The sequence below is a fragment of the Pseudoalteromonas holothuriae genome, assembly GCF_945859825.1.
GTDB classification, from domain to species: Bacteria; Pseudomonadota; Gammaproteobacteria; order Enterobacterales; family Alteromonadaceae; genus Pseudoalteromonas; species Pseudoalteromonas holothuriae.
Genome location: NZ_CAMAPC010000002.1, coordinates 301,474 through 326,333 on the forward strand (window position 1 = coordinate 301,474; position 24,860 = coordinate 326,333).

The 24,860-nt window shown below is 39.4% G+C and carries 23 protein-coding genes; 15 read left to right on the forward strand and 8 right to left on the reverse strand.

What is annotated here, in order from left to right:
- Positions 1 to 19 precede the first annotated feature (19 nt).
- A complete protein-coding gene (locus OCI93_RS03625) occupies positions 20 to 1,024 on the forward strand; it encodes a hypothetical protein (protein WP_261592704.1) in 1,005 nt (334 codons plus the stop codon).
- A 1-nt stretch (position 1,025) separates the two neighbouring features.
- Here OCI93_RS03625 and OCI93_RS03630 read toward each other — a convergent pair whose 3' ends face one another.
- Positions 1,026 to 1,379, reverse strand: a complete 354-nt coding sequence (locus OCI93_RS03630; RefSeq protein WP_261592705.1) for a conjugal transfer protein TraR — start codon at positions 1,377 to 1,379, stop codon at positions 1,026 to 1,028.
- A 35-nt stretch (positions 1,380 to 1,414) separates the two neighbouring features.
- Positions 1,415 to 2,401 carry a tRNA-dihydrouridine synthase gene (locus tag OCI93_RS03635; protein WP_261592706.1) on the reverse strand — a complete coding sequence of 329 codons (987 nt, stop codon included), beginning with the start codon at positions 2,399 to 2,401 and terminating at the stop codon, positions 1,415 to 1,417.
- Positions 2,402 to 2,555: 154 nt separating this feature from the next.
- On the opposite strand from OCI93_RS03635, the gene OCI93_RS03640 reads away from it, so the two are divergent.
- From OCI93_RS03640 to OCI93_RS03670, 7 genes are all read left to right on the forward strand, one after another.
- Positions 2,556 to 3,032 carry an HvfA family oxazolone/thioamide-modified RiPP metallophore gene (locus OCI93_RS03640; protein ID WP_261625797.1) on the forward strand — a complete coding sequence of 159 codons (477 nt, stop codon included), beginning with the start codon at positions 2,556 to 2,558 and terminating at the stop codon, positions 3,030 to 3,032.
- Between the two features lie 61 nt (positions 3,033 to 3,093).
- Complete coding sequence (locus OCI93_RS03645) at positions 3,094 to 3,936, forward strand: HvfB family MNIO-type RiPP peptide maturase (RefSeq protein WP_261592707.1); 843 nt, start codon at positions 3,094 to 3,096, stop codon at positions 3,934 to 3,936.
- The gene (locus OCI93_RS03650; RefSeq protein ID WP_261625798.1) at positions 3,936 to 4,679 is read left to right on the forward strand and encodes an HvfC family RiPP maturation protein; all 744 of its coding nucleotides are present in this window, start codon (positions 3,936 to 3,938) and stop codon (positions 4,677 to 4,679) included. The genes OCI93_RS03645 and OCI93_RS03650 overlap by 1 nt, the downstream gene beginning before the upstream one ends.
- Before the next feature lie 71 nt (positions 4,680 to 4,750).
- Positions 4,751 to 4,873 carry a hypothetical protein gene (locus tag OCI93_RS03655; RefSeq protein WP_261625799.1) on the forward strand — a complete coding sequence of 41 codons (123 nt, stop codon included), beginning with the start codon at positions 4,751 to 4,753 and terminating at the stop codon, positions 4,871 to 4,873.
- A 162-nt stretch (positions 4,874 to 5,035) separates the two neighbouring features.
- Positions 5,036 to 5,581: an adenine phosphoribosyltransferase gene (gene apt / locus OCI93_RS03660; RefSeq protein ID WP_261592710.1), complete on the forward strand. Its 546-nt coding sequence runs from the start codon at positions 5,036 to 5,038 to the stop codon at positions 5,579 to 5,581.
- Between the two features lies 1 nt (position 5,582).
- Positions 5,583 to 7,886: a DNA polymerase III subunit gamma/tau gene (gene dnaX, locus OCI93_RS03665; protein WP_261625800.1), complete on the forward strand. Its 2,304-nt coding sequence runs from the start codon at positions 5,583 to 5,585 to the stop codon at positions 7,884 to 7,886.
- A gap of 57 nt (positions 7,887 to 7,943) precedes the next feature.
- Entirely contained in the window at positions 7,944 to 8,270 is a 327-nt protein-coding gene (locus OCI93_RS03670; protein ID WP_261592712.1) for a YbaB/EbfC family nucleoid-associated protein, read from the forward strand.
- Positions 8,271 to 8,453: 183 nt separating this feature from the next.
- Here the strand turns inward: OCI93_RS03670 and OCI93_RS03675 are convergent, their stop codons facing one another.
- Positions 8,454 to 8,942, reverse strand: a complete 489-nt coding sequence (locus OCI93_RS03675; protein WP_261625801.1) for a DUF1579 domain-containing protein — start codon at positions 8,940 to 8,942, stop codon at positions 8,454 to 8,456.
- A gap of 655 nt (positions 8,943 to 9,597) precedes the next feature.
- On the opposite strand from OCI93_RS03675, the gene OCI93_RS03680 reads away from it, so the two are divergent.
- The 4 genes from OCI93_RS03680 (at position 9,598) to adk (ending at position 15,050) form a co-directional block, all read left to right on the forward strand.
- On the forward strand, positions 9,598 to 11,364 hold the full coding sequence (locus OCI93_RS03680) for an endonuclease/exonuclease/phosphatase family protein (protein WP_261625802.1): 1,767 nt from the start codon (positions 9,598 to 9,600) through the stop codon (positions 11,362 to 11,364).
- Between the two features lie 219 nt (positions 11,365 to 11,583).
- Complete coding sequence (gene recR, locus OCI93_RS03685) at positions 11,584 to 12,186, forward strand: recombination mediator RecR (RefSeq protein WP_261592715.1); 603 nt, start codon at positions 11,584 to 11,586, stop codon at positions 12,184 to 12,186.
- Between the two features lie 150 nt (positions 12,187 to 12,336).
- Positions 12,337 to 14,250, forward strand: coding sequence for a molecular chaperone HtpG (gene htpG, locus OCI93_RS03690; protein ID WP_261592716.1), 1,914 nt, complete (start codon positions 12,337 to 12,339; stop codon positions 14,248 to 14,250).
- A gap of 155 nt (positions 14,251 to 14,405) precedes the next feature.
- Positions 14,406 to 15,050, forward strand: a complete 645-nt coding sequence (adk, locus tag OCI93_RS03695; protein WP_261625803.1) for an adenylate kinase — start codon at positions 14,406 to 14,408, stop codon at positions 15,048 to 15,050.
- A 372-nt stretch (positions 15,051 to 15,422) separates the two neighbouring features.
- Here adk and tpx read toward each other — a convergent pair whose 3' ends face one another.
- Positions 15,423 to 16,004 (reverse strand): thiol peroxidase, encoded by a 582-nt coding sequence (gene tpx / locus OCI93_RS03700; protein WP_261625804.1) that lies wholly within the window; start codon positions 16,002 to 16,004, stop codon positions 15,423 to 15,425.
- A gap of 221 nt (positions 16,005 to 16,225) precedes the next feature.
- Between tpx and OCI93_RS03705 the strand changes: the two genes are divergently transcribed.
- Positions 16,226 to 17,230: a response regulator gene (locus tag OCI93_RS03705; protein ID WP_261625805.1), complete on the forward strand. Its 1,005-nt coding sequence runs from the start codon at positions 16,226 to 16,228 to the stop codon at positions 17,228 to 17,230.
- A gap of 4 nt (positions 17,231 to 17,234) precedes the next feature.
- Entirely contained in the window at positions 17,235 to 18,206 is a 972-nt protein-coding gene (locus tag OCI93_RS03710; RefSeq protein ID WP_261592720.1) for a sensor domain-containing diguanylate cyclase, read from the forward strand.
- A gap of 75 nt (positions 18,207 to 18,281) precedes the next feature.
- On the opposite strand, the gene OCI93_RS03715 is transcribed toward OCI93_RS03710, so the two are convergent.
- The 4 genes from OCI93_RS03715 to OCI93_RS03730 form a co-directional block, all read right to left on the reverse strand.
- A complete protein-coding gene (locus OCI93_RS03715; RefSeq protein WP_261592721.1) occupies positions 18,282 to 19,787 on the reverse strand; it encodes a SpoVR family protein in 1,506 nt (501 codons plus the stop codon).
- Positions 19,788 to 19,805: 18 nt separating this feature from the next.
- On the reverse strand, positions 19,806 to 21,089 hold the full coding sequence (locus tag OCI93_RS03720) for a YeaH/YhbH family protein (protein ID WP_261625806.1): 1,284 nt from the start codon (positions 21,087 to 21,089) through the stop codon (positions 19,806 to 19,808).
- A gap of 27 nt (positions 21,090 to 21,116) precedes the next feature.
- Complete coding sequence (locus tag OCI93_RS03725; protein ID WP_261625807.1) at positions 21,117 to 23,039, reverse strand: PrkA family serine protein kinase; 1,923 nt, start codon at positions 23,037 to 23,039, stop codon at positions 21,117 to 21,119.
- 202 nt (positions 23,040 to 23,241) lie between these two features.
- Complete coding sequence (locus tag OCI93_RS03730; RefSeq protein ID WP_261592724.1) at positions 23,242 to 23,823, reverse strand: Fe-Mn family superoxide dismutase; 582 nt, start codon at positions 23,821 to 23,823, stop codon at positions 23,242 to 23,244.
- Positions 23,824 to 24,064: 241 nt separating this feature from the next.
- Here OCI93_RS03730 and OCI93_RS03735 point away from each other — a divergent pair, with 241 nt between their 5' ends.
- Positions 24,065 to 24,412 carry a Grx4 family monothiol glutaredoxin gene (locus OCI93_RS03735; protein WP_261592725.1) on the forward strand — a complete coding sequence of 116 codons (348 nt, stop codon included), beginning with the start codon at positions 24,065 to 24,067 and terminating at the stop codon, positions 24,410 to 24,412.
- The last annotated feature ends 448 nt before the right edge of the window (positions 24,413 to 24,860 follow it).

Below are 24,860 nucleotides of genomic sequence, written 5' to 3' on the forward strand. Positions count from 1 at the left end.
CTAAAATAACCTTAAATATATGCAAACCACCATTTTAAAAATATTTCTATTATTCGTTGCCGTTTCTTTGAGTTTAGTTGGATGTGATCAAGTTTCTGAGCAAATTAGCTACCAAATAGCGGAACAAAAAGTACGCTCGATTAATTTGGCTCTAATACCATCAGAGCGTGAGGAAGGCTTGGCTTTTTTGCCTTTTACCGATACGTACTTAGAGAAAAGACATGAGATTTATAATCGACTCTCAGCAGATAGCTTAAACGAAAACCAGCAAAGCGAGCTTAATTATTTAAAAATTCAAGAGCGCTATCCAGAACGTTATTTGCCTTGGCCCGCACACGTCAATGTGTTACATAATGCGTTGATGCAGCAAGCAAGTGAGCAACAAATAAAGCAGTGGATGACACAAGTTATAGCAAGATTAGATAAGGCTAAACAGAGCAAGATTTATTTGTCTCGCATAGAACTAAGTCTTTTAAAAAGTTACTTAACTGATGTATCTATGGGGGAAACTTTACAGGCATATTTAGAGAAATATAAGCCTAGAAGCGGCATTGGACTTTATCAAATTCCCAATGGAAAAGAGTGGTACCAAAGTAAGCTAAACTTTTATTACACACAGGCTGTTGCGCCGAATATGTTACTTAATGAAGTTCAAGAACAGCTGGCTAAGAGTCGCAATAAAGCGTCTAGCGATATCAAACTTGATATTGTCGAGCCATTTGCGCTGAGTGTACTTAAGCAATATTGTGATAATTTAATACCGGGTCTGAATTGGATTGACAAGTATGTAAATCTGCCTGGAACATATGCTGATTGCAAGCCAAAGCTGACCAATGAAACCAAGAAGGTGTTATTGGCATTAATGGAGATAGACCTAGGTATAAATTACCAAGGTTGGTCATATAAACAAGCAAGCCTGACGTTAGGCTCTAGGTTGCATATAGCAGATAAGCAAGTCTCTGCTTTAATAGAAAATACGGTCCTTTACCCAGGCAGTATATTAACTTTTTTAGCTGCAATCTAATCTATGTGTGCCTTAGGGCGCATTTTCTGCATCTTTGAATAGTTGGGTCGGTCTGGATAGCATTCGCGTCTAGCTGGGCTTCACAATCACAGCAGTAGCCAAATTGCCCTATGTCAATTTGGCAAAGGGCAGCTTCAAGTTTTAAAAGTCTTTGAACATGTGGGTATTGCTGTGGGTTTATATGCTCAGCAGTAATATCTAGCCACTTTGCGGGCGAACTTTGTTCTAACAATTTTGCAAGTTCGCCTGCAAAGTTTTGGCTCGACTGTTTCAGTTCAGCTAACAATGCTTGTCTAACAGTAAATAATTCGCACTCTAACTGGTCTTGAAAGTGTCTTGTTTGCTTTGAATTCATAGTTGCTCTCCTGTGAACAACTATTATCATCAGCTTTAAAAAAAGTTATTATGATTTGAATCAAGAGATGGACATTTTGCGTATTTCTCAAGCACTAAGACGACATCATCTTTGTACTTTAGGGTTTTAATTTCATCAAATAACTCATGTGCTTGAGGGTACTGGCGTTTCAAATAGCCTAACCACTGTTTGGTACGTGCTGAGAAATATTTTTCGCTTACAGTTGAGTCTTGATGCATTGATGAATGTAAAATGTGATAAATCACATTTTCCCAACTAAGTGTATTGTGGGTATGATTATGTATTTTTGCTTTAATTTTTGCTGCTAAATCAGGCATTGCAAGTGCGCCTCGGCCCAGCATTAAATCTTCACAGCCACTTCTTTGTTGGCACAGCAGGGCATCTTCTACCTGCCAAATTTCACCATTGGCAATAACAGGAATGTCAACTCTAGATAATAAAGGGGGAATTTTCTCCCAATAAGCAGGTGGTTTATAACCATCACGTTTGGTTCTTGCATGTATAGCAAGGCTTGAAGCGCCAGCGCTTTGTACTGCATCAACGATTTCGCTACTGTTGCTGTCGTCATCGAAACCCAAACGTATTTTTGCGCTTACCGCATGTTCATTCGGTACAGCTTCTCTAACTGCTTTAATTATTTGATACATTTGTTCTGGTTCTTTAAGCAAGACTGCACCGCCTTTACTCTTATTAACGGTTTTGGCCGGGCAACCAAAGTTTAGGTCAACACCATGAGAGCCAAGTTTCACCGCTTTTCTTGCATTTGCAGCGAGCGCATGAGGTACTTGCCCCAATAACTGTACTCTAACAGGGGTACCCGATCTGGTTTTGCCTTGATTGAGTAACTCGGGACAGTATCGAGTAAAAACACGTCTTGGCAACGTTAAATCTACTACACGGATAAATTCAGTTACACATAAGTCAAAGCCGCCAATATCGGTCAGTAACTGACGCATTTTAAAGTCTACAACGCCTTCCATTGGGGCTAATACTAGTTTCATGTTGCTCAATATGTGGACCAAAAGGCGGCTATTCTAAACGAGTCTTAGATATTTTCTAAGTGTAAATTTGCTTTTTTTAAGTTTATGGTGAAATATTTTTAGTTCACGTATGGTCTTGTTCAATGAATCGTTTATTTTTAAAAGAGAATCTGTCATGAATACAATTAAAAAGAACTCTATCGCGTTAACGTTAGGCGCTGTTGTTATTGGTACTGCTGGTCTAACTGCAGGCGAAGCACAAGCTAATCCATTTGCATTTGAAACTATGACTGCTGGTTATCAGCTAGATGGTGCAGAAGGCAAGTGCGGCGAAGGTAAGTGTGGTGAAAGTAAAGGTAAAAAAGAAGGCAAGTGCGGCGAAGGTAAGTGTGGTGAAAGTAAAGGTAAAAAAGAAGGTAAGTGCGGCGAAGGTAAGTGTGGTGAAAGCAAAGGTAAAAAAGAAGGTAAGTGCGGCGAAGGCAAATGCGGTGGCGAGCACAAAGGTAAAAAAGAAGGCAAGTGTGGCGAAGGCAAATGCGGTGGCGAGCACAAAGGTAAAAAAGAAGGTAAGTGTGGCGAAGGTAAATGTGGTGGCGAGCACAAAGGTAAAAAAGAAGGTAAGTGTGGCGAAGGTAAATGTGGTTCTAATTAATCGCTAATAAATACTGCATATAGAGCAACTTTGGTTGCTCTGGCTATTTATGAGGTAAGTAATGCAAATAAATAAGCTTGGCGATATTGGGCTAGGGCTCAGAAGAGAAATGCTTGATGACTTTCTTGTTGACACTCCCTCTGAGGCTCAGTTTTTTGAAGTTGCGCCAGAAAATTGGCTTAAAATGGGTGGTAAATATGGACGACAGTTTAAACAGCTAACCGATAAGCACAAGTTTATTTGTCATGGCTTATCATTATCTTTAGGTTCTCCAGCACCGTTAGATATTGCATTTGTCAAAGCGCTTAAACAGTTTTTCCACGAGCATGGCATTGAGCTTTACAGTGAGCATTTGAGTTATTGCTCAGGAACAGGACATATGTATGACCTAATGCCAATACCATTTACGCAAGAGGCGGTTATGCATGTTGCAAAGCGGGTCAAGCAAGTACAAGATATTTTAGAGCAGCGAATTGCTCTGGAAAACGTCTCTTATTATGCTGCGCCAGGTCAGCAAATGTCGGAACAAGCTTTTACATTAGCTGTTTTAGAGGAAGCTGACTGTGATTTATTGTTAGATGTTAACAATATTTATGTTAACAGTATTAATCATGGTTATGATGCGCTTGAGTTTTTAAAAGCAATGCCAACCAAGCGTATTGCTTATGGCCATGTTGCCGGCCATTATCAAGAGGAAGAAGACTTGTTAATAGACACGCATGGTGCCCCAGTATGCGATCCCGTGTGGCAATTACTGCGGCAGGCTTATCAGCATCATGGTGTTTTTTCAACGTTACTTGAACGAGACTTTAATATTCCTAATATAACAGAGCTACAAAGTGAACTTTCGCATATTCAGCACTTGCAAAAACCATTTTTAGGTCAAGTTAAAGGAGTAGCATAATGTCCTTTATCGATGTTCAAAGTAAATTTATGGCGCATATTCGTAACCCCGAGCAGGCCAAAGCCCCAAATGATGTTGAAGATAGGCGTCTTAATATTTATCGAGAACTATTTTTTAATAACATTGAAGGTTTTGTCTCTTCAGCATTCCCAGTACTAAAAAGTTTATATTGTGAAGCTACTTGGCGGGCTTTGATTCGCCAGTTTTTTGTTGATCATGACTGTCAATCTCCCTATTTTCTTGAAATAAGCCAAGAGTTTTTACATTTCTTACAGTTTGAATATGAGCCAACTTCTTTTGACCCCGTATTTATGTTGGAACTGGCACACTATGAGTGGTCAGAGTTAGATGTTGCAGTTTGTCAAAGTACAAATGACTATGTACCAGTAACCGATATTCAGCAACAACCCTTATACTTTAAAGATACAGCAAGAAACTTAAGCTATTCGTTTCCTGTACATCAGGTAAGCACTGAGTTTCAGCCACAAGAGGCAAGTGAACAACCTCATTACTTTGTGATTTATCTTGACGAAGATGAGGAGGTGACCTTTTTGACTTCAAATGCAATGACTGCGATGCTATTGCAAATCATTGAGCAAAACCCAGCAATTAGCTTGGCTGATTTGGTGGGGCAAGTGCATCATCAGCTACCACAATTTAGTTATGATCAGTTGTATGGTGGCGCAGAGCAAACTTTATCTGCATTTACAAAAATGGACATTATTGCCAGTAAAAACGCATAATAGCACTTTATCCTAGCTAGCTTATCGATTATTATGTGCGCCGTTTTGTCGTGCTTAATTAAGGTAGTATTATGTCTAAAGGTGAATTTAAAGATCCGTTCAATGCAACATACTTTATTGCATTCTTAGCAGTTTTTGTTGGGATTGGATGCTTAAATGCAATTCTTGGCTGGGCTAGTGTATTGGCTGCTTAAAGTATAATTTTGCATTGAATAGGCTGCAATTGCAGCCTTTTTTGTATGTTTATAAGACGTTCTGCCTCGTTTACTCGAGAATCCCTGCTCATAGCATTCCATGTTTGGCCAATCTTGTTATAATCACTTTTTTAAAAGTTTATTTAACAAAGCGTGCCTAACATGACACAAGTTAATTCGTCGATAATAAAAGACAGTATTGTTACGATCCCTGATTACCCAAAGCCGGGCATTATGTTTCGTGATGTAACAACGCTCATGGCTAGCCCCATAGCGTTCCAAGCAACCATAAACAGTTTTGTTGCAGCATATAAAGACAAAGGCTTTACTAAAATCATTGGTACAGAGTCTCGTGGTTTTATCTTTGGTGCGCCTTTATCGTATGCCTTAGGTATTCCGTTTATTCCAGTACGTAAACCAGGTAAGTTACCACGTGAGGTTATTTCTCAAGCTTATCAACTTGAATACGGCGAAGATATTTTAGAGTTACATACTGATGCGATTGTTGAAGGTGACAAAGTGTTACTGGTTGATGATTTACTTGCAACAGGTGGCACTATTGAAGCGACGGCTAAATTAGTATCACGCCTTGGTGGCAATGCAACAGATGCTGCGTTCGTTGTATCTTTACCTGAGCTCGGTGGTGAAAAGCGCGTTGTCGATATGGGCATTAACGTACTAAAGCTTGTTGAGTTCGAAGGCGAATAATATGAGTTATCAAGTCCTAGCTAGAAAGTGGCGCCCACAAACCTTCCATCAATTGGTAGGTCAGCAGCATGTCAAACAGGCATTAGTTAATGCGCTGAATGAACAGCGATTGCATCACGCTTACTTATTTACTGGGACTCGGGGCGTTGGTAAAACTACCATCGCCCGTATTTTTGCCAAAAGCCTTAACTGCGACCAAGGAATTACATCAAACCCATGTGGGCAGTGCAGTAGTTGTCAAGATATTGAATCTGGTAAGTTTATTGACTTAATTGAAATTGATGCCGCGTCACGTACAAAAGTTGAAGACACTCGCGAGATTTTAGATAACGTGCAATATGCACCGACACGTGGCCGTTACAAAGTGTATTTGATAGATGAAGTACACATGCTCTCCAAGCACAGTTTTAATGCTTTATTAAAAACCCTAGAAGAGCCACCAGAGCATGTGAAGTTTTTGCTCGCTACGACCGACCCACAAAAGCTGCCAGTGACGATTCTCTCTCGCTGTTTGCAATTTAACCTTAATGCAATGTCGCAGCACGACATCATCACCCAGCTGAGTGATATATTGCCCAAAGAGCAAGTTAAATTTGAAGATCAAGCACTACATGCATTAGCCAAAGCCGCTGATGGTAGTATGCGAGATGCACTAAGTTTAACCGACCAAGCGATTGCACAAACTAATAGTGATTTAACATTGAGTGCAGTTCAACACATGCTGGGTTTGATGGATGGTGCGCACGCGATAACTTTATTGTCAGCTATTATGTGCCAAGAAGCACAAGCTTTAATGCAAGCAGTTGATAATATTGCAACTCAAAATGGCAATTTTATCAGTGTATTAGATGATTTAATTGCATTAACACATGCCATGCAATTAGCTCAATTAGTGCCACAAGCTGCAAGGCTTAGTGATTTTGACCCACAGGATGTAACAACGTTAGCGCAACAAATTGGTCCTGAAAAAGTACAGCTTTTCTATCAATTATTGCTCAATGGTAAACGAGACTTAAAATGGGCACCAGAGCAGAAGCTTGGGTTTGAAATGCTGATGTTGCGTTTGTTAGCTTTTGAAAAGACAAATTTACACAGTGCCCCTGTTGAGCAAGTATCACCAACTGAGCAAGCAAACAATAAAGTGGGTGGATTGCGTGCGTTGTTAAATAAATCTAGCGACGCCACTCAAATGAGTGACACAATGCAAGCAACAACATCACAAGAGACGCCTGTAGCGAAACCAACAGCACCTATTGTCAGTCAGGTTGAGGCAGAACCAAAAACCAAAGTGAATATTGCTCAAAAGAGCATATCTCAAACGAATACAGCGCAAAAAAATACGCCTCAAGATGCTGAACAAAATACGTCAGTAAGTTATGTTTCAGGAGAAAGTCATATTCAGCATCATCATGAAGATAGAAGCGATGATGAAAGCGCGCAGCAACAAGAGTACGCTGTACAATATGAACAAGTGATGGCACAAGCGAATGAACAGGGCTTTGTAGATAATGCAGCAGCTAACCAACATCAAACGCCTAGCCTGAGTCGCGAGCCCTCTACTGGGCAAAGTGAACAAGCTCAGCAGCAAGATGTTGCACCACATATCGCAGACAAAGAGCAACAAGCACAATCTGCCATTGCGCGTATTTTGCAAAATAGAAAAATCTCAGGTGCGGGGCAGTTATTGCAAGGGCAGGGTGATGAGGTAAAAAAGCCTCAGGCGCAGCAAGCGCCAACAAGCCAAACAACACCCGTTAAGAAAAAGCCTGACTTTAAAACGCGGCATAAAACGGATGAAAGCAAGTTAGCACCTGAGCTATTACAGCAAATAGCGCCAACTACTAGCAGTAAAAAAGTTGAGCCTGTTGAGCCAAGCATTCCAGTACCAAATGACTTTAGTAGCCCGATCAGCGAAATTAAATTTGCTCATCAACAAGACGAGTGGGCGCATTTAATTAAGCGAATGGGGTTGGGTGGCAGAATGCGTCAATTTGCACTGCATTCTATTTTTACCAAAGATCAAAACCAATTTAAGTTAGAGGTAGATCAAAGCCAACAACACTTAGATAGCCCGATGTTGCGGCAAAAATTGATTGCTTCACTTAGTGAAATCTATGGCTATGAGATACAGCTTGATATTATTTTTGCACCTGGCGTAATTGATTCGCCGTACTTAATACAACAAAAAATTGATGCTGAGCGTTATCAGCAAGCTGTGGATGTGATCAATCAAGACTCAAATATTGTGCAGTTTGTACAAGAGTTTGATGCAACAGTAGACGAAAATACAGTTCAGGCATTGTAATCAGTTACAATAGCCCTTATCTTTTAGCCAAATTAAATTTATGTAAGAGAGCATATTATGTTTAAAGGTGGAATGGGTAACATGATGAAGCAAGCGCAGCAAATGCAAGAGCGCATGCAAAAAGCCCAAGAAGACATTAAAATCTTAGAAGTAACTGGTGAAGCTGGTGCAGGTTTAGTCAAAGTTACTATGTTAGGTAGCCACAATGTACGCCGTGTTGAAATTGACGAAAGCCTAATGGAAGACGACAAAGACATGATCGAAGACTTACTGGCAGCAGCAGTAAATGATGCAGTACGTCGTGTAGGTGAAGAGTCAGAAAAGAAAATGGCTGAAGTAACCGGTGGTATGCAGTTACCACCAGGTATGAAAATGCCGTTCTAATTAAGAATTATATAAAATAGCGCCGTTTGGCGCTATTTTTTTGTCTGAAATTTGGGGTAGCAAAGAGCTGTTATACTTATGGCTTAAATGAAGTTTTAACTAAATGCAGTTGGTCTTTATTTTAAACGAAAGTTAATTTGTATTTGCCCAGCTCTTGCTGGTAATTTCGCAGCGTATTGCACGCTATTGGCTTTTTAAAAACTCCATTGTCCAATTGGTTTCCCAAGTTTTACCATTATCTTTTGAAAAAGCCTGCTCCCATCGAGGTTTACTTGGGACTAATGAATCCCACATAAACCTAACTTTTATTCTTACTTCATTGAGAATATCATCAGCATAAAACAGTCCAACTCCCTCATTAAAGCTACCCACAACTGAAACATCTAATGTGTCTGGAAATCGACTATCCAGCCACCAAATTGACCAGGAATTGGTTTCCGCGTTAAAAGAGCGAAGTGTAACGGCTCTATATGACGCATCTGGGAATTCAAGATATACATCTTCTAAATTACCAAAGCCACCAAGCGTCTTTATTGTCGATGATCTTCCCTTGAATTCAGTCCACTCATTACTGCCATTGAGTATTTCTTTCAATCTTCGATGAGTTACTGTCCAATCACCTATTATAAAGTCAAAGTCTTTTGGTGCGTTTGCTTCTAGCTCTGTTTGCATAATTTCCCTATGAATTAGTTGAATAATTTTTCAGGGAATTATATATACAACTGTGTTTATGTACAGTTCCTTGCTGCGTATAATAAAGTTCCAAAAGCATCGGCGGGCACTTAGGCACATATTGAAATGATGTTGAAGAACTTGCAGCATAGATACAGTATTAGGACTTTTAAGTTTGAGTGAATGTCCACGTTAGAGGTAATTCTCATGATAAACTGAGGCGACAACTGTCCTGACACAGGGAGATACTGCTCTTTTATATTAACGACTTGTACTATGGCAGATAAACCGCTTTACGAATACAAGTAATAAGCTGAACCATACCAAGGACTCTGCAATATGTGGGTCTCTTGTCATAAACCCTTTTAGGTTATTTCATGATTTAAACTTCTTGAAAAAACTAAAGGGGGTCAAATCACTTGTTTTATGATTAATTATTGCGTATGGGCCTCTTAAAAAGAAAAGCGAACGTTTTATCGATAGTATCATTTTTGCTAATGGCCTTGGGCTTAGCAATTGCTTGTCATAATTTCGTCACTGTGTCGTCACGATAGTATCGTGATTTCGTCATTGTTTGTTTTCTAAAAGGTAATAATCAGTCCGTATCTTGTGCGACTTGTTAATTTTAGTCGTTCACCAAGAAGTAGACGTACAAATGAAAAAGCCTCTTTCAACCTGTTTTGCCACAGCACTCGCTTTGGTAGGATTTAACCACTTTATACCAGCGCAAGCACAGCCATTAATTTATGATACCGAAGTAAAAGTTGTTACTGCCAATTTATGGCATGACTTAAGTATAAAAGCGCATTATTACCAAATAGGTGTTGCTGAGTTTAAGCATTTAGATGCCGATATTATCTTTACGCAAGAAGCCGATGGGGCCAATGCGAGGTTGGCAAAAGATCTAGATATGAACTTATGGCAAGGTGATCACTCTACAAGCTCGTTGGGTATTTTATCAAAATTTCCGATTAAGCGAGTACTAGAAGGTGATGTGAACGGCAGTCATATAGGTGCCATTTTAGATGTTAATGGCAGAAATGTTGCTGTTTGGTCAAACCACTGGAATTACACGCAATATGTTTCTTATGATGCACGCGGTGGCAACGGCAGTACTTGGCAAGCAAGAAAGCACTGTAATGCCGTTAGTGATAGGAGTCAGTTGGATGAGCTTAATGACCAGTCACAGCGCCCAGCACAAGCAGCTAGTTTATTGGCCGCTTTGACGCCATACATAGCAAGTGGCATGCCGGTGATAATGGGTGGAGATACCAACGAGCCAAGCGGTTTAGATTGGACGCCTGCGACAGCAAATATGTTTGATCACAATGGTACTGTTTATGACTATAAATCTCATCGAATAATACGTGAAGGTGGCTTAACCGATAGTTATCGTGAACTTTTCCCTAACCCAGTTACTCACCCTGGGGCATCATGGCCATTTAGACAAGAAGACAGTTGGACTCATAGTGTTTCTTATACTAAAGAGTGTGGTAGAGCGCTGGATGACAGAGATCGAATCGATTTTATTTATTATAATAAAGACACTCAAGGTGTAGGGTTAAAAAGTGCAGCGTTTGTAGGGCCTCGTTTTAGTACTTATTTTAAAGGGCCCGATGGTCAAGATAATCATTATAATTGGCAGGATCCACATGTTGGAAGATTGGTAAACAACGTCACTCAAACACCAGAGTACGAAATTTATGACTTTCCTTCTGATCACTTGTGGTACCAAAGCACTTTTGTGATTAAAACTCCATCTAATCAGAGTTCGGCTGACTCACTAGATCGAAATGTGCAGTTTGACGGTGTTGCATTAAAGGCTGAGGGTAAAGATTTACAAGTTAGGTTTACTTTAACAAATACCCAATACTTTGGGGCCGACACCGATTACTACGTTAATGTGTCTACTGATAGTGCGAGCCCGTCAGATAGCAGCGGTGGCCGTGTTTTAGTTGATAGTACACAGGTAAATAAAACGTTCTCACTTACTATTGCAAATAGCTTCTTAGTGAATAATTTTGAGCAAAAACAAATTCAACTGCGTTTATTTCATAAAAACGGCGCCTCACCTAGGGTTGATGCGGTATACGAATTGAGTTGGTCAGATGTGAGTGCTGTGCTTGATTTAGGCAATAATACTGCAACTGCAATTAAGACCTCGAAAAGTATTTACACAGAAAGCGAAAGTATTATTGCAAACTTCACTCATGCACCGGGTAATCCTCAAGATTGGCTTGGTATTTATTACAAGGGTAACCCAAGTGATGGCTCTGTATACTCTATTGATTGGCAATATATTAATGGCGAAACCTCAGGGAGTCGTACCTTTGTAGGGCTTGCAGCTGGCGAGTATTTATTAAGAGTGTTCGAGAACAACGGTTATACATTGCTAGCCGAAACTAGCTTTTCAGTGCAGTGATCCATCTTTAACTGATTTTTCATTATAAGTTGGTGAGTTAACGTAATGTTGGCTCACTTTCTCTTGTTTAAAGCCTCGTTATTTTTAGTCTAAAACTTCGTCACTTTGAAGGGCTATTGACTGTGTGGTGTACTCTAGCCAATGGTTATGGTACTTTTTGCAGTATTATTTAATGCTTTGCTGATAAGCTCAGCAGAACCAATTAGAAAACTCTATTTTATGCAATTATCACCTAGTTTAACCGCACTTATTGAAGCGTTGCGCTGCTTGCCGGGCATTGGCCCAAAATCGGCGCAAAGAATTGCTTTTCACCTACTAGAACGAGACCGCGATGGCGGTACCCAGTTAGGTAATTGTTTGACCAAAGCGATGCAAACAATCGGTCATTGTGAGTCATGTAGAACGTTCTCAGAAAGTGCGCAGTGCGATATATGCCAAAGTATTAAACGCCAAGATAGCCGTTTGCTCTGTATAGTTGAGTCTCCAACTGATGTGTTGGCGATAGAACAAACCGGTCAATATCAAGGACTATATTTTGTTTTGATGGGGCATTTGTCTCCTATTGATGGTATTGGGCCAAAAGAGATTGGCTTGGATGTTTTGGAGCAAAAGCTATCACTGGGTAATATTGATGAAGTGATCTTGGCGACCAACCCTACAGTTGAAGGAGAGGCTACAGCGCACTTTATAAATGAGCTATGTCAAAAGTATCAGGCACAAGCGTCACGTATTGCTCATGGTATGCCAGTAGGCGGAGAGCTTGATTTAGTTGATGGAATGACACTGATGCATGCGTTTTCTGGTCGTCGTAATTTAGATTAATAGCTATGTTGATTGGCGTTTGATGTCACTTTTGGTATTGAACGCTTAACTTCTTAAATTAATTTTTATAAGTCCCTTGAAGTTAAAAAACTCTCCCCCATATCCCTTGGTATATCAATTGTGCATTACTTGGTTATATCGGAGAGAACAATGACCGCAGCTCAAAAAGAAACATTAGGCTTTCAAACAGAAGTCAAACAATTACTAAACCTAATGATCCATTCTTTGTATTCAAACAAAGAGATCTTTTTACGTGAACTGGTGTCAAATGCATCTGACGCAGCAGACAAATTACGTTTTTTAGCCTTATCAAACGGCGATTTATATAACGGTGACGCAGACCTTCGTGTTCGCGTAAGCATCGATAAAGACGCCAACACCATTACTATTTCTGACAATGGTATTGGTATGACACGCGATGAAGTGATTAGTGCACTCGGTACTATCGCAAAATCTGGCACAGCAGAGTTTTTTCAAAACCTAACAGGTGACCAAGCGCAAGATTCGCAACTAATTGGTCAGTTTGGTGTTGGTTTCTATTCTGCATTTATTGTGGCAGATGCAGTGACTGTAACGACTCGCAAAGCAGGTGAAGAAACTGCGGTTGAATGGCACTCAAAAGGTGAAGGCGATTACACTATTGCTGAAGTTAGCAAAGACAGTCGTGGTACAGATATTGTGCTGCACCTTCGTGAAGACGAAAAAGAGTTTTTAGATGACTTTAGACTACGCGGTATTGTTACTAAGTATTCAGACCATATTTCTATTCCTGTAGAAATGTATAAAGAGCCTGTACCAGAGTCAGAAGGTCCTGAAGGTGAAAAAATTGAAGCAGTACCTGGTGAGTGGGAAGCAATTAACCGTGCTACAGCGCTGTGGACTCGCGATAAGTCTGAAATCAGTGAAGAAGAGTATAAAGAGTTTTACAAGCATGTAGGCCATGATTGGGAAGAGCCATTAACATGGGCACATAACAAAGTAGAAGGTAAAACTGAGTATACAAGTTTACTTTATATTCCTAAAAAAGCACCGTTTGATATGTTTAACCGCGAACGTCAGAGCGGCCTAAAACTATATGTACAGCGTGTATTTATTATGGATGACGCTGAGCAGTTTATGCCAAGTTACTTACGTTTTGTTAAGGGCTTATTAGATTCAAACGACCTTCCATTAAACGTATCGCGTGAAATATTACAAGATAATAAGATCACACAGGCAATTCGTAAGGGTTGTACGTCACGTGTGCTGAAAATGCTTGAGCGTATGGGTAAGAACAAAGCTGAAGAGTATCAAACATTCTGGAATGAATTTGGTCAAGTGATCAAAGAAGGTCCAGCAGAAGATGCAACTAACAAAGAAACTATTGCTAAATTATTACGCTTTAGTTCAACACATACCGATGAAACGACTCAGAATGTATCACTTGAGCAATATATTGAGCGTATGAAAGAAGGCCAAGATAAAATTTACTATGTGGTTGCAGATAGCTTTGAAGCGGCTAAAAGTTCTCCACACCTTGAGATCTTCCGTAAAAAAGGCATCGAAGTACTGTTACTTGCTGACCGTGTAGATGAATGGATGATGAGCCACTTAACTGAGTTTGCTGAAAAGCAATTCCAGTCAATTACTCGTGGTGATTTAGACTTAGGCGACTTAGATGATGAAGAAGCTAAAAAAGCACAAGAAGAAAGCGAAAAAGAAGTAGAAGGTTTAGTTGAACGTGTTAAAACAGTACTTGCGGATAAAGTAAAAGAAGTGCGTTTTACTCACCGCTTAACTGACTCACCAGCTTGTGTTGTTGCTGATGAGCATGATATGAGTTCTCAAATGCAAAAATTAATGGAGTCAGTGGGCCAAGCTGTTCCAGATTCAAAGCCTGTATTTGAGCTAAACCCTGAGCACCAATTGGTTAAGCATCTAAATGTAGAGCAAGACGAAGATAAATTTGCTCAGTGGTCTGAAGTTTTGTTAGACCAAGCATTACTCGCTGAACGTGGTAGTCTAAAAGATCCAGCTGGATTTGTGACGCGTTTGAATAAATTAATGCTTGATTTAAGTAAATAAGCATTAGCAAAAGTATTGAAAGGGGCTAAGTAGCCCCTTTTTTGTGCCTAATTTAATATTAAACTCAGCAATTAGTATAAGTCGCTTGAGAATCTTACACGCATGTGAAAAAATTTAGACAATTTCAAACAAACCCCGATACGAGGAACATAATTATGCGCATTATCCTTCTAGGCGCGCCGGGTGCAGGTAAAGGCACTCAAGCACAGTTTTTAATGGACAAATACGGTATTCCACAAATCTCTACTGGTGACATGCTACGTGCTGCTATTAAAGAGGGAACACCTCTTGGTCTAGAAGCTAAAAAAGTAATGGATGCAGGTCAATTGGTTTCTGATGAAATTATCATTGGTCTTGTAAAAGAGCGTATTACTAAAGAAGACTGTGCAAAGGGTTTCTTGTTAGATGGATTCCCTCGTACTATTCCTCAAGCAGATGCAATGAAAGACAATGGCATTAGTATTGATCATGTGATTGAGTTTGATGTGGCGGATGAAATCATCGTAGAGCGTATGGGTGGACGTCGCGTTCACCCAGGTTCTGGTCGTGTTTATCATGTTGTTTACAACCCAGCTAAAGTTGAAGGCAAAGATGACGTAACAGGCGAAGATTTAATTATTCGTGATGACGATGTTGAAGAAACAGTACGTAAGCGTTTAAGTATTTACCATGACCAAACTAAACCACTGGTATCTTATTATCAAGCGGAGGCTGACGCTGGCAATACTCAATACCACAGGCTTGATGGTACTCAGGCTGTTGACGCGGTAAGTCAGCAACTAGCACAATTGCTAGGCTAACAAATAGCCAATAAGTATGTGCATTGTTTGCACATGCTTATTGTTAATATCCTCACTATAAACTTATCATAAAAACTATTTACAGGTTTTTTCAATTAGCTGAAATTTTTATAAAGTTAAAAATAATAACGAGTAGAGTATTTAAGCGTTCATGCTTTATCTGAGCGTATTTAAAAATACTTCTACTTAGCAAGTTTATAGCAGTGAGGTTTCAACTTAGTGGTTGTGACAAAGACTGTTTTTGTGATGGCTTTACGACATCTATATTTTTCCTTGCAATAGCCATAAAACAAACTTGTAAATATTGATGTTTAGCAAGTAATAACAAATATGCCCGCAAAGGCGAGCATTGCATGTTAGTTTATATTGAGTTTAGAGTGCTTTCAGATTGGTAATTACATTATCGTAGTTAGGCTCGGTTGCTAAGTCTTCAACGAGTTGTTTATAAACAATTTGGTGCTCTTTATTTAGTATAAATACGGCGCGGCTTAGCAGACCCATATCTTTAATATACAAACCATAGTTTTTCCCAAAATCATGCCATACGGAATCAGATAAGGTCTGAACTTTATCAATGTTTTGTGCTTGGCAGAAGCGCTTTTGGGCAAAAGGCAGATCTGCACTTATTGTGAGCATCACCACATCTTTGTATTCGCCTGCTACCTTCTCGTTAAAGTGTTTTGTTTGTAAACTGCAAATACCGGTATCTAAGCTTGGCACAACACTGATCAAAACCGCTTTTCCAGAAAAGCTATCAAGTGTAACTGGGACAAATGAGTCATCAACTACTTTAAAGTTAGGTGCTTTTTGCCCAACTTCGACACCATTGCCTAGTAAGGTAACATGCTTGCCATTTGCACTCACCTTAGCATTATCAATTTGGTTTTCACCTAAATCTATAGCAAACAATGGGGTAGAGATTAAAGTGAGCGCAAAAATTACTGCTTTATTCATAATCTGAGTCCTAAGTCAATTATCGTAATCTATAAGAGTGTATTATACTGTTAATTGTGAACCAAGCTTATGGTAGGAATTACGTTGTAAATCAATGATGAATTTATTAACATGAGCTGCTAAAACAAGCGATATTTTATTATCGTAACCTAAAAACAACAAATGCAACCATTGCATAACATCTCATTGGTGGAATGGTTTGTCAATGTAAGAGAGCTTTTATGTCAACATTGGTTTTAATATGTGATGACTCGAAATTAGCGCGCCGACAATTAGCGCGTTCGTTGCCCAATGATTGGGATATAAAAGTGGAGTTTGCTGAGCACGGTATTGATTGCCTAGAAAAAATTAAACAATTCTCACCTGAAATCCTCTTTCTCGACCTCAATATGCCGCAAATGGATGGTTACGGTGTTTTAGAGGCTATTAGAGATCAAGATTTGAATGTACTCACCGTGGTCGTATCTGGAGACATTCAGCCTAATGCACATCAGCGAGTTATCGAGCTGGGTGCGATAGATTTTATTCGTAAACCATGCGATGCGAATAAATTGATTGAGATTATTGAGCACCATGGCATTCGCGATAGGTCAATCAGAGAAAGCCTAGTTCATAAACTGGGTGAGCAACTTGAGCCGGAAATCCGAGACATCTACCAAGAGTTAACAAATGTGGCGATGGGGCAAGCCGGCGATCTATTGGCGCGATTGCTAAATGTGTTTGTAGAACTACCTATTCCTAATGTTAATGTTTTGGAAGTGAGTGAATTACATATGGCCTTGCAAGCGATTGATGCAAGTGCCAGTACATCAGGTGTATGCCAAGGATTTATTGGCGGTGGAGTGTCAGGTGAGGCGCTATTGTTGCTTAATGATTCTAGCTTTAAAGAAGTTGCGTCATTAATGAATTACCATGGTGAATTAACTGATAAAGTAGAACTTGAATTGCTAATGGATATTAGTAACATCTTGATTGGTGCTATTTTAACTGGTCTGTCGAAGCAGCTTGATATGCCTTTTAGCCAAGGGCATCCTGTGGTTTTGGGTCAACACTGTGATGTGTCAGACTTAGTGAAAGCAAACAAAAACAGGTGGAAGCGTACATTGGCAATAGAAATAAGCTATGGTATTGAAAACCACAACATTAATTGTGACTTAATGCTTTTGTTTACGGAAGACTCTTTAAAAACATTAAAATACAAAGTTGCTTACCTTTTAGAAGATTAAAACTATGCCCTCTGCTGATTTTGAAATGAATGAAATACACTGGTTAATGGATATGTTCAATACCGTTGATGTTGGTTTAGTGGTGTTGGATAGACAGTATCGAGTGTGTGTGTGGAATGGTTTTATGGAAAATCATTCAGGGTTATTACCCAGTGCAGTAAAAGATAAAGATATTTTTGATATTTTTCCTAGTATTGATGAGCAGTGGTTCCGTTCTAAAACTGAGTCGGTGTTTGTATTAAAAAACCGCTCTTTTACTATATGGGAGCAACAACCTTATATTTTTCGCTTTAAAAATTACCGGCCGATAACTGGTAAAGCGGATTATATGTACCAAAACTCGACCATTATTCCTTTGTCTACGTTAACCGGTGAAGTAGGGCATATTTGTATTATCATTTACGATGTAACTGATGAGGCGATGAATAAAGTCGAACTAGAGAAAGTAAACCAAGAGCTTGAGCGAATTAGTCGTACAGATAGTTTAACGCAGCTTTCTAACCGAGGCTATTGGGAGGCTGGATTGCGCAACGAGTTCATGCGCCTTAAGCGCAGTAAAGGTTCTAGCTCTCTGTTAATGTTCGATATTGATCATTTTAAGCGTGTTAATGATGAGTATGGTCACAGTGGTGGAGATGAAGCGATTAGACACATATCGGATCTGCTGAAGAAAACATTGCGTGAAACAGATACAGCAGGTCGATATGGAGGAGAAGAGTTTGCTGTTACTTTAGTTGATACTGATGCTGAAGGAGCAATGATATTTGCTGAGCGATTGCGTAGCCTAATTGAAAAGTCTTCTATTTATTATGATGAACAAAAAATAAACATTACAGTAAGCGTGGGGTTTGCGACCTATAGTGATGACTTTAGTAAACATGAGCAATGGATTGAAGCGGCAGATATGGCTTTGTATCACTCTAAAGAGAACGGGCGAAATCAAGTTACGCAATTTACGTCAGAGTTGAAAAAATAGCCTAGCAAAGTGGAAAACCAAAACTATTTATTTGAATGACGTTGTGGCACTGGCTTACATAGTGCCACTAATTTTTTAATCATCACCACCTTCAACTGGGCATTGTGCAATAATTTGTTTTTTACCCTCTTCATCTACTTGTTCAAGTCTGACATTAAAACCCCAAAGTCGGTATAGGTGCTTTAAAACTTCACTTTTAGACTCAGCCAATGGAATGCCATTATGTGGGACATACCTCAATGTGAGAGAGCGGTCACCTCTAACATCGACATCGTACACCTGAATATTTGGCTCGTTGTTACTCAGATTGTACTGAGCCGATAAAGAAGATCTTACTTTTTGATAGCCTTCATCATTATGTATTGCGCCAACTTCCAGGTGTGGATTCTTATGGTCATCAATAATGGTAAATAATTTAAACTCACGAATTAACTTAGGGGATAAAAACTGGCTGATAAAACTTTCATCCTTAAAGTTCTCCATGGCAAAATGTAGTGTATCTAACCAATTGCTTCCAGCAAACTCAGGAAACCATGCAGTGTCTTCTTCAGTTGGGTTTTCACAAATTCGTCTAATATCAACCATCATGTTAAAGCCCAGTGCATATGGGTTTATGCCAGAGTAGAACTTGCTATTGTATGGCGGTTGATAAACTACATTGGTATGGCTTTGCAGAAACTCTATCATGAATGCATCTGATATTTTCCCCTCATCGTATAGGTGATTCAAAATAGTGTAATGCCAGAATGTAGCCCAACCTTCATTCATTACTTGTGTTTGGCGTTGTGGGTAGAAGTATTGCGAAATTTTTCTAACAATACGAATGATTTCACGTTGCCAAGAATCCAATAAAGGTGCATTCTTTTCGATAAAATACAGAATGTTTTCTTGAGGCTCGCTAGGGAAGTGAACCTTCTTCATACGCTCTTCCTGAGGGTTAACTGGAATGGTACGCCATAGTTCGTTAACTTGTGATTGTAGGTAGTCTTCCCGCTCTTTTTGCCTTTTTTGCTCTTCATACATTGAAATTTGTTGTGGTCGTTTGTAGCGGTCAACGCCATAATTCATCAATGCATGGCATGAATCTAGAAGATTTTCAACTTCGTCAATACCATATTTTTCCTCACATTGAGCAATATAGTTTTTGGCAAATACTAAGTAATCAATAATGGATGAAGCATCGGTCCAAGTTTTAAATAAATAGTTACCTTTAAAAAATGAATTGTGGCCATAACATGCATGCGCCATTACTAACGCCTGCATCGGTAAAGTATTCTCTTCCATCAAATAAGCGATACAGGGATTTGAGTTAATGACAATCTCATAAGCCAAACCCATTTGTCCACGTTTATAATTTTGCTCTGTTGAAATAAACTTTTTGCCATAAGACCAATGACTGTAACCTATTGGCATACCAACACTGGAATATGCATCCATCATTTGTTCGGCGGTTATCACCTCGATTTGATTTGGGTATGTGTCTAATCTGTAATGCTCTGCAACCCGGGCAATCTCTGTTTGGTACTCTGTGAGCAAGTCAAATGTCCAATCAGGCCCATCATTCATTGGGTTATAACTCATAAGCTCCCTCCAATGTGGCTAAGCTGCGCCTTGTTGTTGACGGTTTTTCTTAAACAGTTCTCTAAAGATTGGATAAATATCTTCAACGGAACGGATATGTTGCATAGCAAAATTATCATGTGTGCTCGCGATTGCTTGATATTCTCGCCATAGGCTTTGATGTGCACGCGTTGTGATCTCGATATAAGCATAATACCTAACAGCTTTAAGCAGTTTATTTGTCATAATCTCAGTGCAGTGCGGTGAGTCATCAGCCCAGTTATCCCCATCAGATGCCTGTGCTGCGTATATGTTCCAATCGCCTTGCGAATATCGCTTTTTAACTATTTCATCCATCAGCTTAAGTGCACTAGATACAATGGTGCCTCCGGTTTCTTGCGAATAAAAGAACTCTTGCTCATCTACCTCTTTAGCTTGTGTATGATGCCTGATGTACACAACCTCAATATCTTTATAAGTTCGAGTAAGGAATTGATATAACAAAATGTAAAAACGTTTTGCCATATCTTTAGTCGCTTGGTCCATTGAACCCGATACGTCCATTAAACAAAACATCACTGCTTTGCTCGTTGGGTGTGGTCTCTTTTCATAATTTCTAAAGCGAAGATCATAGTTATCAATAAATGGCACCGCAGCAATTTTTTGCTTAAGTTCAGCAATTTCAGTTTCAAGCTCGGTAATTTTTTGTTGAGGAGGAACAGGCTCTTTTAGCAATGTAGCCAGTTCTTCTTGCGCTTGTGTTAATCTTCTTCGCTTACTCGCTGACATAGCAACTCTGCGAGCTAAAGAACCTCTTAAAGAGCGAACGATGTCTAAATTGCTAGGCATACCGTCATTACAGAACCCTGCTCGATGCGTTTTCATTTGTACGAGTTTATCAAGTTGACTTTGTTGCAAGTTCGGAAGTTCTAAATCTTCAAATAGTAGATCCAGATACTCGTCTTTTGAAATAGAAAATACAAAGTCGTCTTCGCCTTCACCTTGATTGCTAGCATCGCCAGGTCCAGACCCTCCACCTTGGCCAGCAGGAGGGCGTTGTATTTTATCACCAGTACTAAATTGGTCATTGCCTGGGTGGATCATATCCCTATCACCCCCTTTACCTTGATGAAAAGTCGGTTCACTGATATCACGCTGCGGAATAGAAATACTCTCTCCGCTACTAGTATCAGTGACACTACGCTTGTTAATAGCGTCTGACACCGCTTCTTTTATTTGCTTTTTATAGCGCCTAATGAAGCGTTGTCGATTCAAGGTACTCTTATTTTTACCGTTCAGGCGACGGTCTATAAAATGCGCCATAAATCACCCTCTCAGTTTCTAATCGTGCTACTGTGATTTCCTAACTCTTAGATACCATTCAGAGAGTAACCGTACTTGTTTTTGCGTATACCCTTTTTCAACCATACGATTCACAAAGTCCTCATGCTTTTTCTGATCTTCAGCAGAGGTTTTTGCATTGAATGAAATAACAGGTAGCAGCTCTTCAGTGTTAGAGAACATTTTCTTTTCAATAACGGTACGCAATTTTTCATAGCTGGTCCAAACTGGGTTTTGGCCATTGTGATGTGCTCTTGCGCGAAGTACAAAATTAACGATTTCATTACGGAAATCTTTAGGGTTTGAAATACCTGCGGGTTTTTCAATCTTTTCAAGCTCTGCATTTAATGCGGCCCTGTCGAATAACTGGCCGGTATCAGGGTCTCTATATTCTTGATCTTGTATCCAGAAGTCGGCGTAGGTGACATAACGGTCAAAAATATTTTGACCGTACTCTGAATAAGACTCAAGATAGGCAGTTTGCAGTTCTTTACCTATAAACTCTACATACTGAGGAATTAAGTAACCTTTAAGGTGGCTTAGATAACGCTCTTGTATTTCTGCATTAAATTGTTCGCGTTCAATTTGTTGCTCAAGCACATAAAATAAGTGAACTGGGTTAGCAGCCACTTCTGCATGATCGAAGTTAAAGACGCGGGAAAGGATTTTAAAAGCAAACCGTGTCGAAAGGCCCGTCATACCCTCATCTACTCCAGCATAATCTCGATACTCTTGATACGATTTAGCTTTAGGGTCGGTGTCTTTTAAGCTCTCTCCATCATACACTCGCATTTTTGAATAAATGCTTGAATTATCTGGCTCTTTAATGCGTGATAGTGAGACAAACTTAGCCAATGTTTCGAGTGTGCCAGGCGCACATGGCGCAGAAGCAAGTTCACTGTTCTCTATTAGTTTGTCGTAAATTTTCACTTCTTCAGAAACGCGTAAACAGTAAGGTACTTTGACAATATAAACACGGTCTAAAAATGCTTCGTTATTTTTGTTGTTTTTAAATGTTTGCCATTCGGATTCATTTGAGTGAGCCAAGATCATACCGTTAAACGGTAATGCAGAAATCCCCTCTGTACCGTTATAGTTTCCTTCTTGGGTTGCAGTCAGCAGCGGGTGTAGCACCTTAATAGGGGCTTTGAACATTTCTACAAACTCCATAAGCCCCTGATTTGCTAAGCATAATGCACCTGAGTAAGAGTAAGCGTCTGGGTCGTTTTGGGCGTAATGTTCAAGCTTTCTTATATCAACTTTACCAACCAAAGCCGAAATGTCTTGGTTATTTTCGTCTCCAGGCTCTGTTTTAGCGATGGCAACTTGGTCTAAAATTGATGGGAAGCGTTTTACCACTTTAAATTTACTAACATCACCATTGAATTCATGTAATCTTTTTGACGCCCACGGAGAAATAACAGTTTTTAAATAACGCGGTTTTATACCATATTCTTTTTCTAGTAATTCAGCATCTTCAATAGGGTTAAATAATGAGAGGGGATGGTCATTAACAGGAGAGCCTTTAATGGCGTATATGGGTACTTGCTGCATTAAATATTTCAGTTTTTCAGCAATTGACGATTTACCGCCGCCAACAGGACCTAATAAATAAAGTACCTGTTTACATTCTTCAAGTCCTTGCGCAGCATGTTTTAAATACGACACAATTTGCTCAATTGCATCTTCCATTCCGTAAAATTCATTAAAAGCGGGGTAACGTGCAATTACCCTGTTTGAAAAAAGCCTGCTTAGGCGAGCATCGCTCGCAGTATCTATCATTTGTGGTTCGCCAATTGCCATCAATAAGCGTTCAGGAGCACTCGCGTAGGCCGATTTATCTTTTTTACAGATCTCAAGAAACTCGGCGATACTGTACTCTTCTTCTTGTGCTGCTTCATATCTGGCTTGGTAGTGTTCAAATATCGTCATAACGACCTCCAGTAACCTGCTTACTCAAAAAGCTGATTTGTCTACAAAGAAAAAAGGTTACTTTAAGCTTAGTCTTGATATTAGTAATTTGCCTAAAAATTCTAAAATTTTAATGCATTAGGAGAAAAGAGGGAGGTAATAAAAAAGGCACTGACAGTGCCTTTTATTGCAATAATATTATCGCGTAATGACGGGGGTTTTATTAAGCAATGTTGCTATTTGCGAATTCCCAGTTAACTAATGCCCAGAAACCTGTTAGGTAATTAGGGCGAACGTTGCGATAGTCGATATAGTAAGCATGCTCCCAAAGGTCAACAGTGATAATTGGGGTAACACCTGAGTCAGTAAGCGGTGTAGCTGCATTTGACGTATTTACGATATCTAAAGAGCCATCTGCAAGTTGTACTAACCATGTCCAGCTAGAACCGAAGTTATTTACTGCTTTATCATTGAATGCTTCTTGGAATGCAGCGAATGAGCCCCATTTTGCGTTAATAAGCTCAGCAACCTTACCTGTAGGTTCACCACCACCGTTTGGTGATAGGCTATGCCAGTAGAATGTGTGGTTCCAGATTTGAGCAGCGTTATTGAAAACACCCCCTTCTGAACTACATACAACTTCTTCTAAAGTTTTGTTAGCAAGTTCAGTGCCTTCGACTAAACCGTTAAGCTTTACAACATAAGTGTTGTGGTGCTTACCATGGTGAAACTCTAAAGTTTCGCGTGAAATGTGAGGCTCAAGTGCATCGATTGCATAAGGTAGTGACGGTAGTTCAAATGCCATTTTAATCTCCATTTTGTTGTGTGAATGCCAAATATAAGTATCAAACACTATGCACTTAAACAGTGCTGTTCTATACGAGTTGGCATTATAGTGATACTATAATTCTTGAGTATTTTACTCAAGTTTTGGCAAACAGCAATGGCGTTGCCTTAATACTAATCGTAAATATGGTCTTAATGGTGATATTTCAAGCATACTTTGCTATCACGGACCAAATGCTATCGTCACTTTGAGGTTAAAGATGGAAACCATTGATAAAATTAAACAGCAAATTTCTGAAAACCCGATTCTTTTATATATGAAAGGCTCTCCTAAATTGCCTAACTGTGGTTTTTCATCGCAAGCATCACAAGCTTTGATGTCATGTGGTGAGCAATTTGCGTACGTTGATATTTTACTTAATCCTGATATCCGCGCAGAGTTACCACATTATGCTAATTGGCCAACATTTCCACAGCTGTGGGTTGAAGGTGAGTTAATAGGTGGCTGTGATATTATTATTGAAATGTTTCAGCGAGGTGAATTACAACCATTAATTCAAGAAGCCGCTGCAAAATATAAAACTGAAGAGGCAGATTCGCCTGAATAACGTATAAATTTGTCGTAAATTTAAGTTATGTAGCCCAACCGTGTGTTGGGCTTTTTTTTACTTTATTTAAAAGACGAACCTCACTCTAACTTCCTAGTTGACGCTTGCGTAAGCCATTATGTGATTGGGTTGGCATAAAATACTTTATTTTATCCTGCCAATAATAAAGTCGGCTGAATAATATGCACGTACCTACCTCAAAATAACACTATTCCATATCGTCCTTTTGAATTTTTATTCAAAATGCGCCTTCCTTACGTTTACGTAAACTGTAATCTGTAGGTTGTGTGATTAACTTTTCATTTAAAAATGACACTGGTGTCATGTTGGTTTTTTGGTTCTTTTGTATTGGTTTTTTCGGCTGGGTTTAATTTTGGATTAACTTGTCATACCATTGAGAAATATTCATGTTCATGAATATGTATTCATAATTGTGTTGACTCGGATT

Bases quoted from the DNA above. Each gene is read 5' to 3' on its own strand.
- OCI93_RS03625 (WP_261592704.1), top strand. From the start codon at position 20: ATGCAAACCACCATTTTAAAAATATTTCTATTATTCGTTGCCGTTTCT.
- OCI93_RS03630 (WP_261592705.1), bottom strand. From the start codon at position 1,379: ATGAATTCAAAGCAAACAAGACACTTTCAAGACCAGTTAGAGTGCGAA.
- OCI93_RS03635 (WP_261592706.1), bottom strand. From the start codon at position 2,401: ATGAAACTAGTATTAGCCCCAATGGAAGGCGTTGTAGACTTTAAAATG.
- OCI93_RS03640 (WP_261625797.1), top strand. From the start codon at position 2,556: ATGAATACAATTAAAAAGAACTCTATCGCGTTAACGTTAGGCGCTGTT.
- OCI93_RS03645 (WP_261592707.1), top strand. From the start codon at position 3,094: ATGCAAATAAATAAGCTTGGCGATATTGGGCTAGGGCTCAGAAGAGAA.
- OCI93_RS03650 (WP_261625798.1), top strand. From the start codon at position 3,936: ATGTCCTTTATCGATGTTCAAAGTAAATTTATGGCGCATATTCGTAAC.
- OCI93_RS03655 (WP_261625799.1), top strand. From the start codon at position 4,751: ATGTCTAAAGGTGAATTTAAAGATCCGTTCAATGCAACATACTTTATT.
- apt (WP_261592710.1), top strand. From the start codon at position 5,036: ATGACACAAGTTAATTCGTCGATAATAAAAGACAGTATTGTTACGATC.
- dnaX (WP_261625800.1), top strand. From the start codon at position 5,583: ATGAGTTATCAAGTCCTAGCTAGAAAGTGGCGCCCACAAACCTTCCAT.
- OCI93_RS03670 (WP_261592712.1), top strand. From the start codon at position 7,944: ATGTTTAAAGGTGGAATGGGTAACATGATGAAGCAAGCGCAGCAAATG.
- OCI93_RS03675 (WP_261625801.1), bottom strand. From the start codon at position 8,942: ATGCAAACAGAGCTAGAAGCAAACGCACCAAAAGACTTTGACTTTATA.
- OCI93_RS03680 (WP_261625802.1), top strand. From the start codon at position 9,598: ATGAAAAAGCCTCTTTCAACCTGTTTTGCCACAGCACTCGCTTTGGTA.
- recR (WP_261592715.1), top strand. From the start codon at position 11,584: ATGCAATTATCACCTAGTTTAACCGCACTTATTGAAGCGTTGCGCTGC.
- htpG (WP_261592716.1), top strand. From the start codon at position 12,337: ATGACCGCAGCTCAAAAAGAAACATTAGGCTTTCAAACAGAAGTCAAA.
- adk (WP_261625803.1), top strand. From the start codon at position 14,406: ATGCGCATTATCCTTCTAGGCGCGCCGGGTGCAGGTAAAGGCACTCAA.
- tpx (WP_261625804.1), bottom strand. From the start codon at position 16,004: ATGAATAAAGCAGTAATTTTTGCGCTCACTTTAATCTCTACCCCATTG.
- OCI93_RS03705 (WP_261625805.1), top strand. From the start codon at position 16,226: ATGTCAACATTGGTTTTAATATGTGATGACTCGAAATTAGCGCGCCGA.
- OCI93_RS03710 (WP_261592720.1), top strand. From the start codon at position 17,235: ATGCCCTCTGCTGATTTTGAAATGAATGAAATACACTGGTTAATGGAT.
- OCI93_RS03715 (WP_261592721.1), bottom strand. From the start codon at position 19,787: ATGAGTTATAACCCAATGAATGATGGGCCTGATTGGACATTTGACTTG.
- OCI93_RS03720 (WP_261625806.1), bottom strand. From the start codon at position 21,089: ATGGCGCATTTTATAGACCGTCGCCTGAACGGTAAAAATAAGAGTACC.
- OCI93_RS03725 (WP_261625807.1), bottom strand. From the start codon at position 23,039: ATGACGATATTTGAACACTACCAAGCCAGATATGAAGCAGCACAAGAA.
- OCI93_RS03730 (WP_261592724.1), bottom strand. From the start codon at position 23,823: ATGGCATTTGAACTACCGTCACTACCTTATGCAATCGATGCACTTGAG.
- OCI93_RS03735 (WP_261592725.1), top strand. From the start codon at position 24,065: ATGGAAACCATTGATAAAATTAAACAGCAAATTTCTGAAAACCCGATT.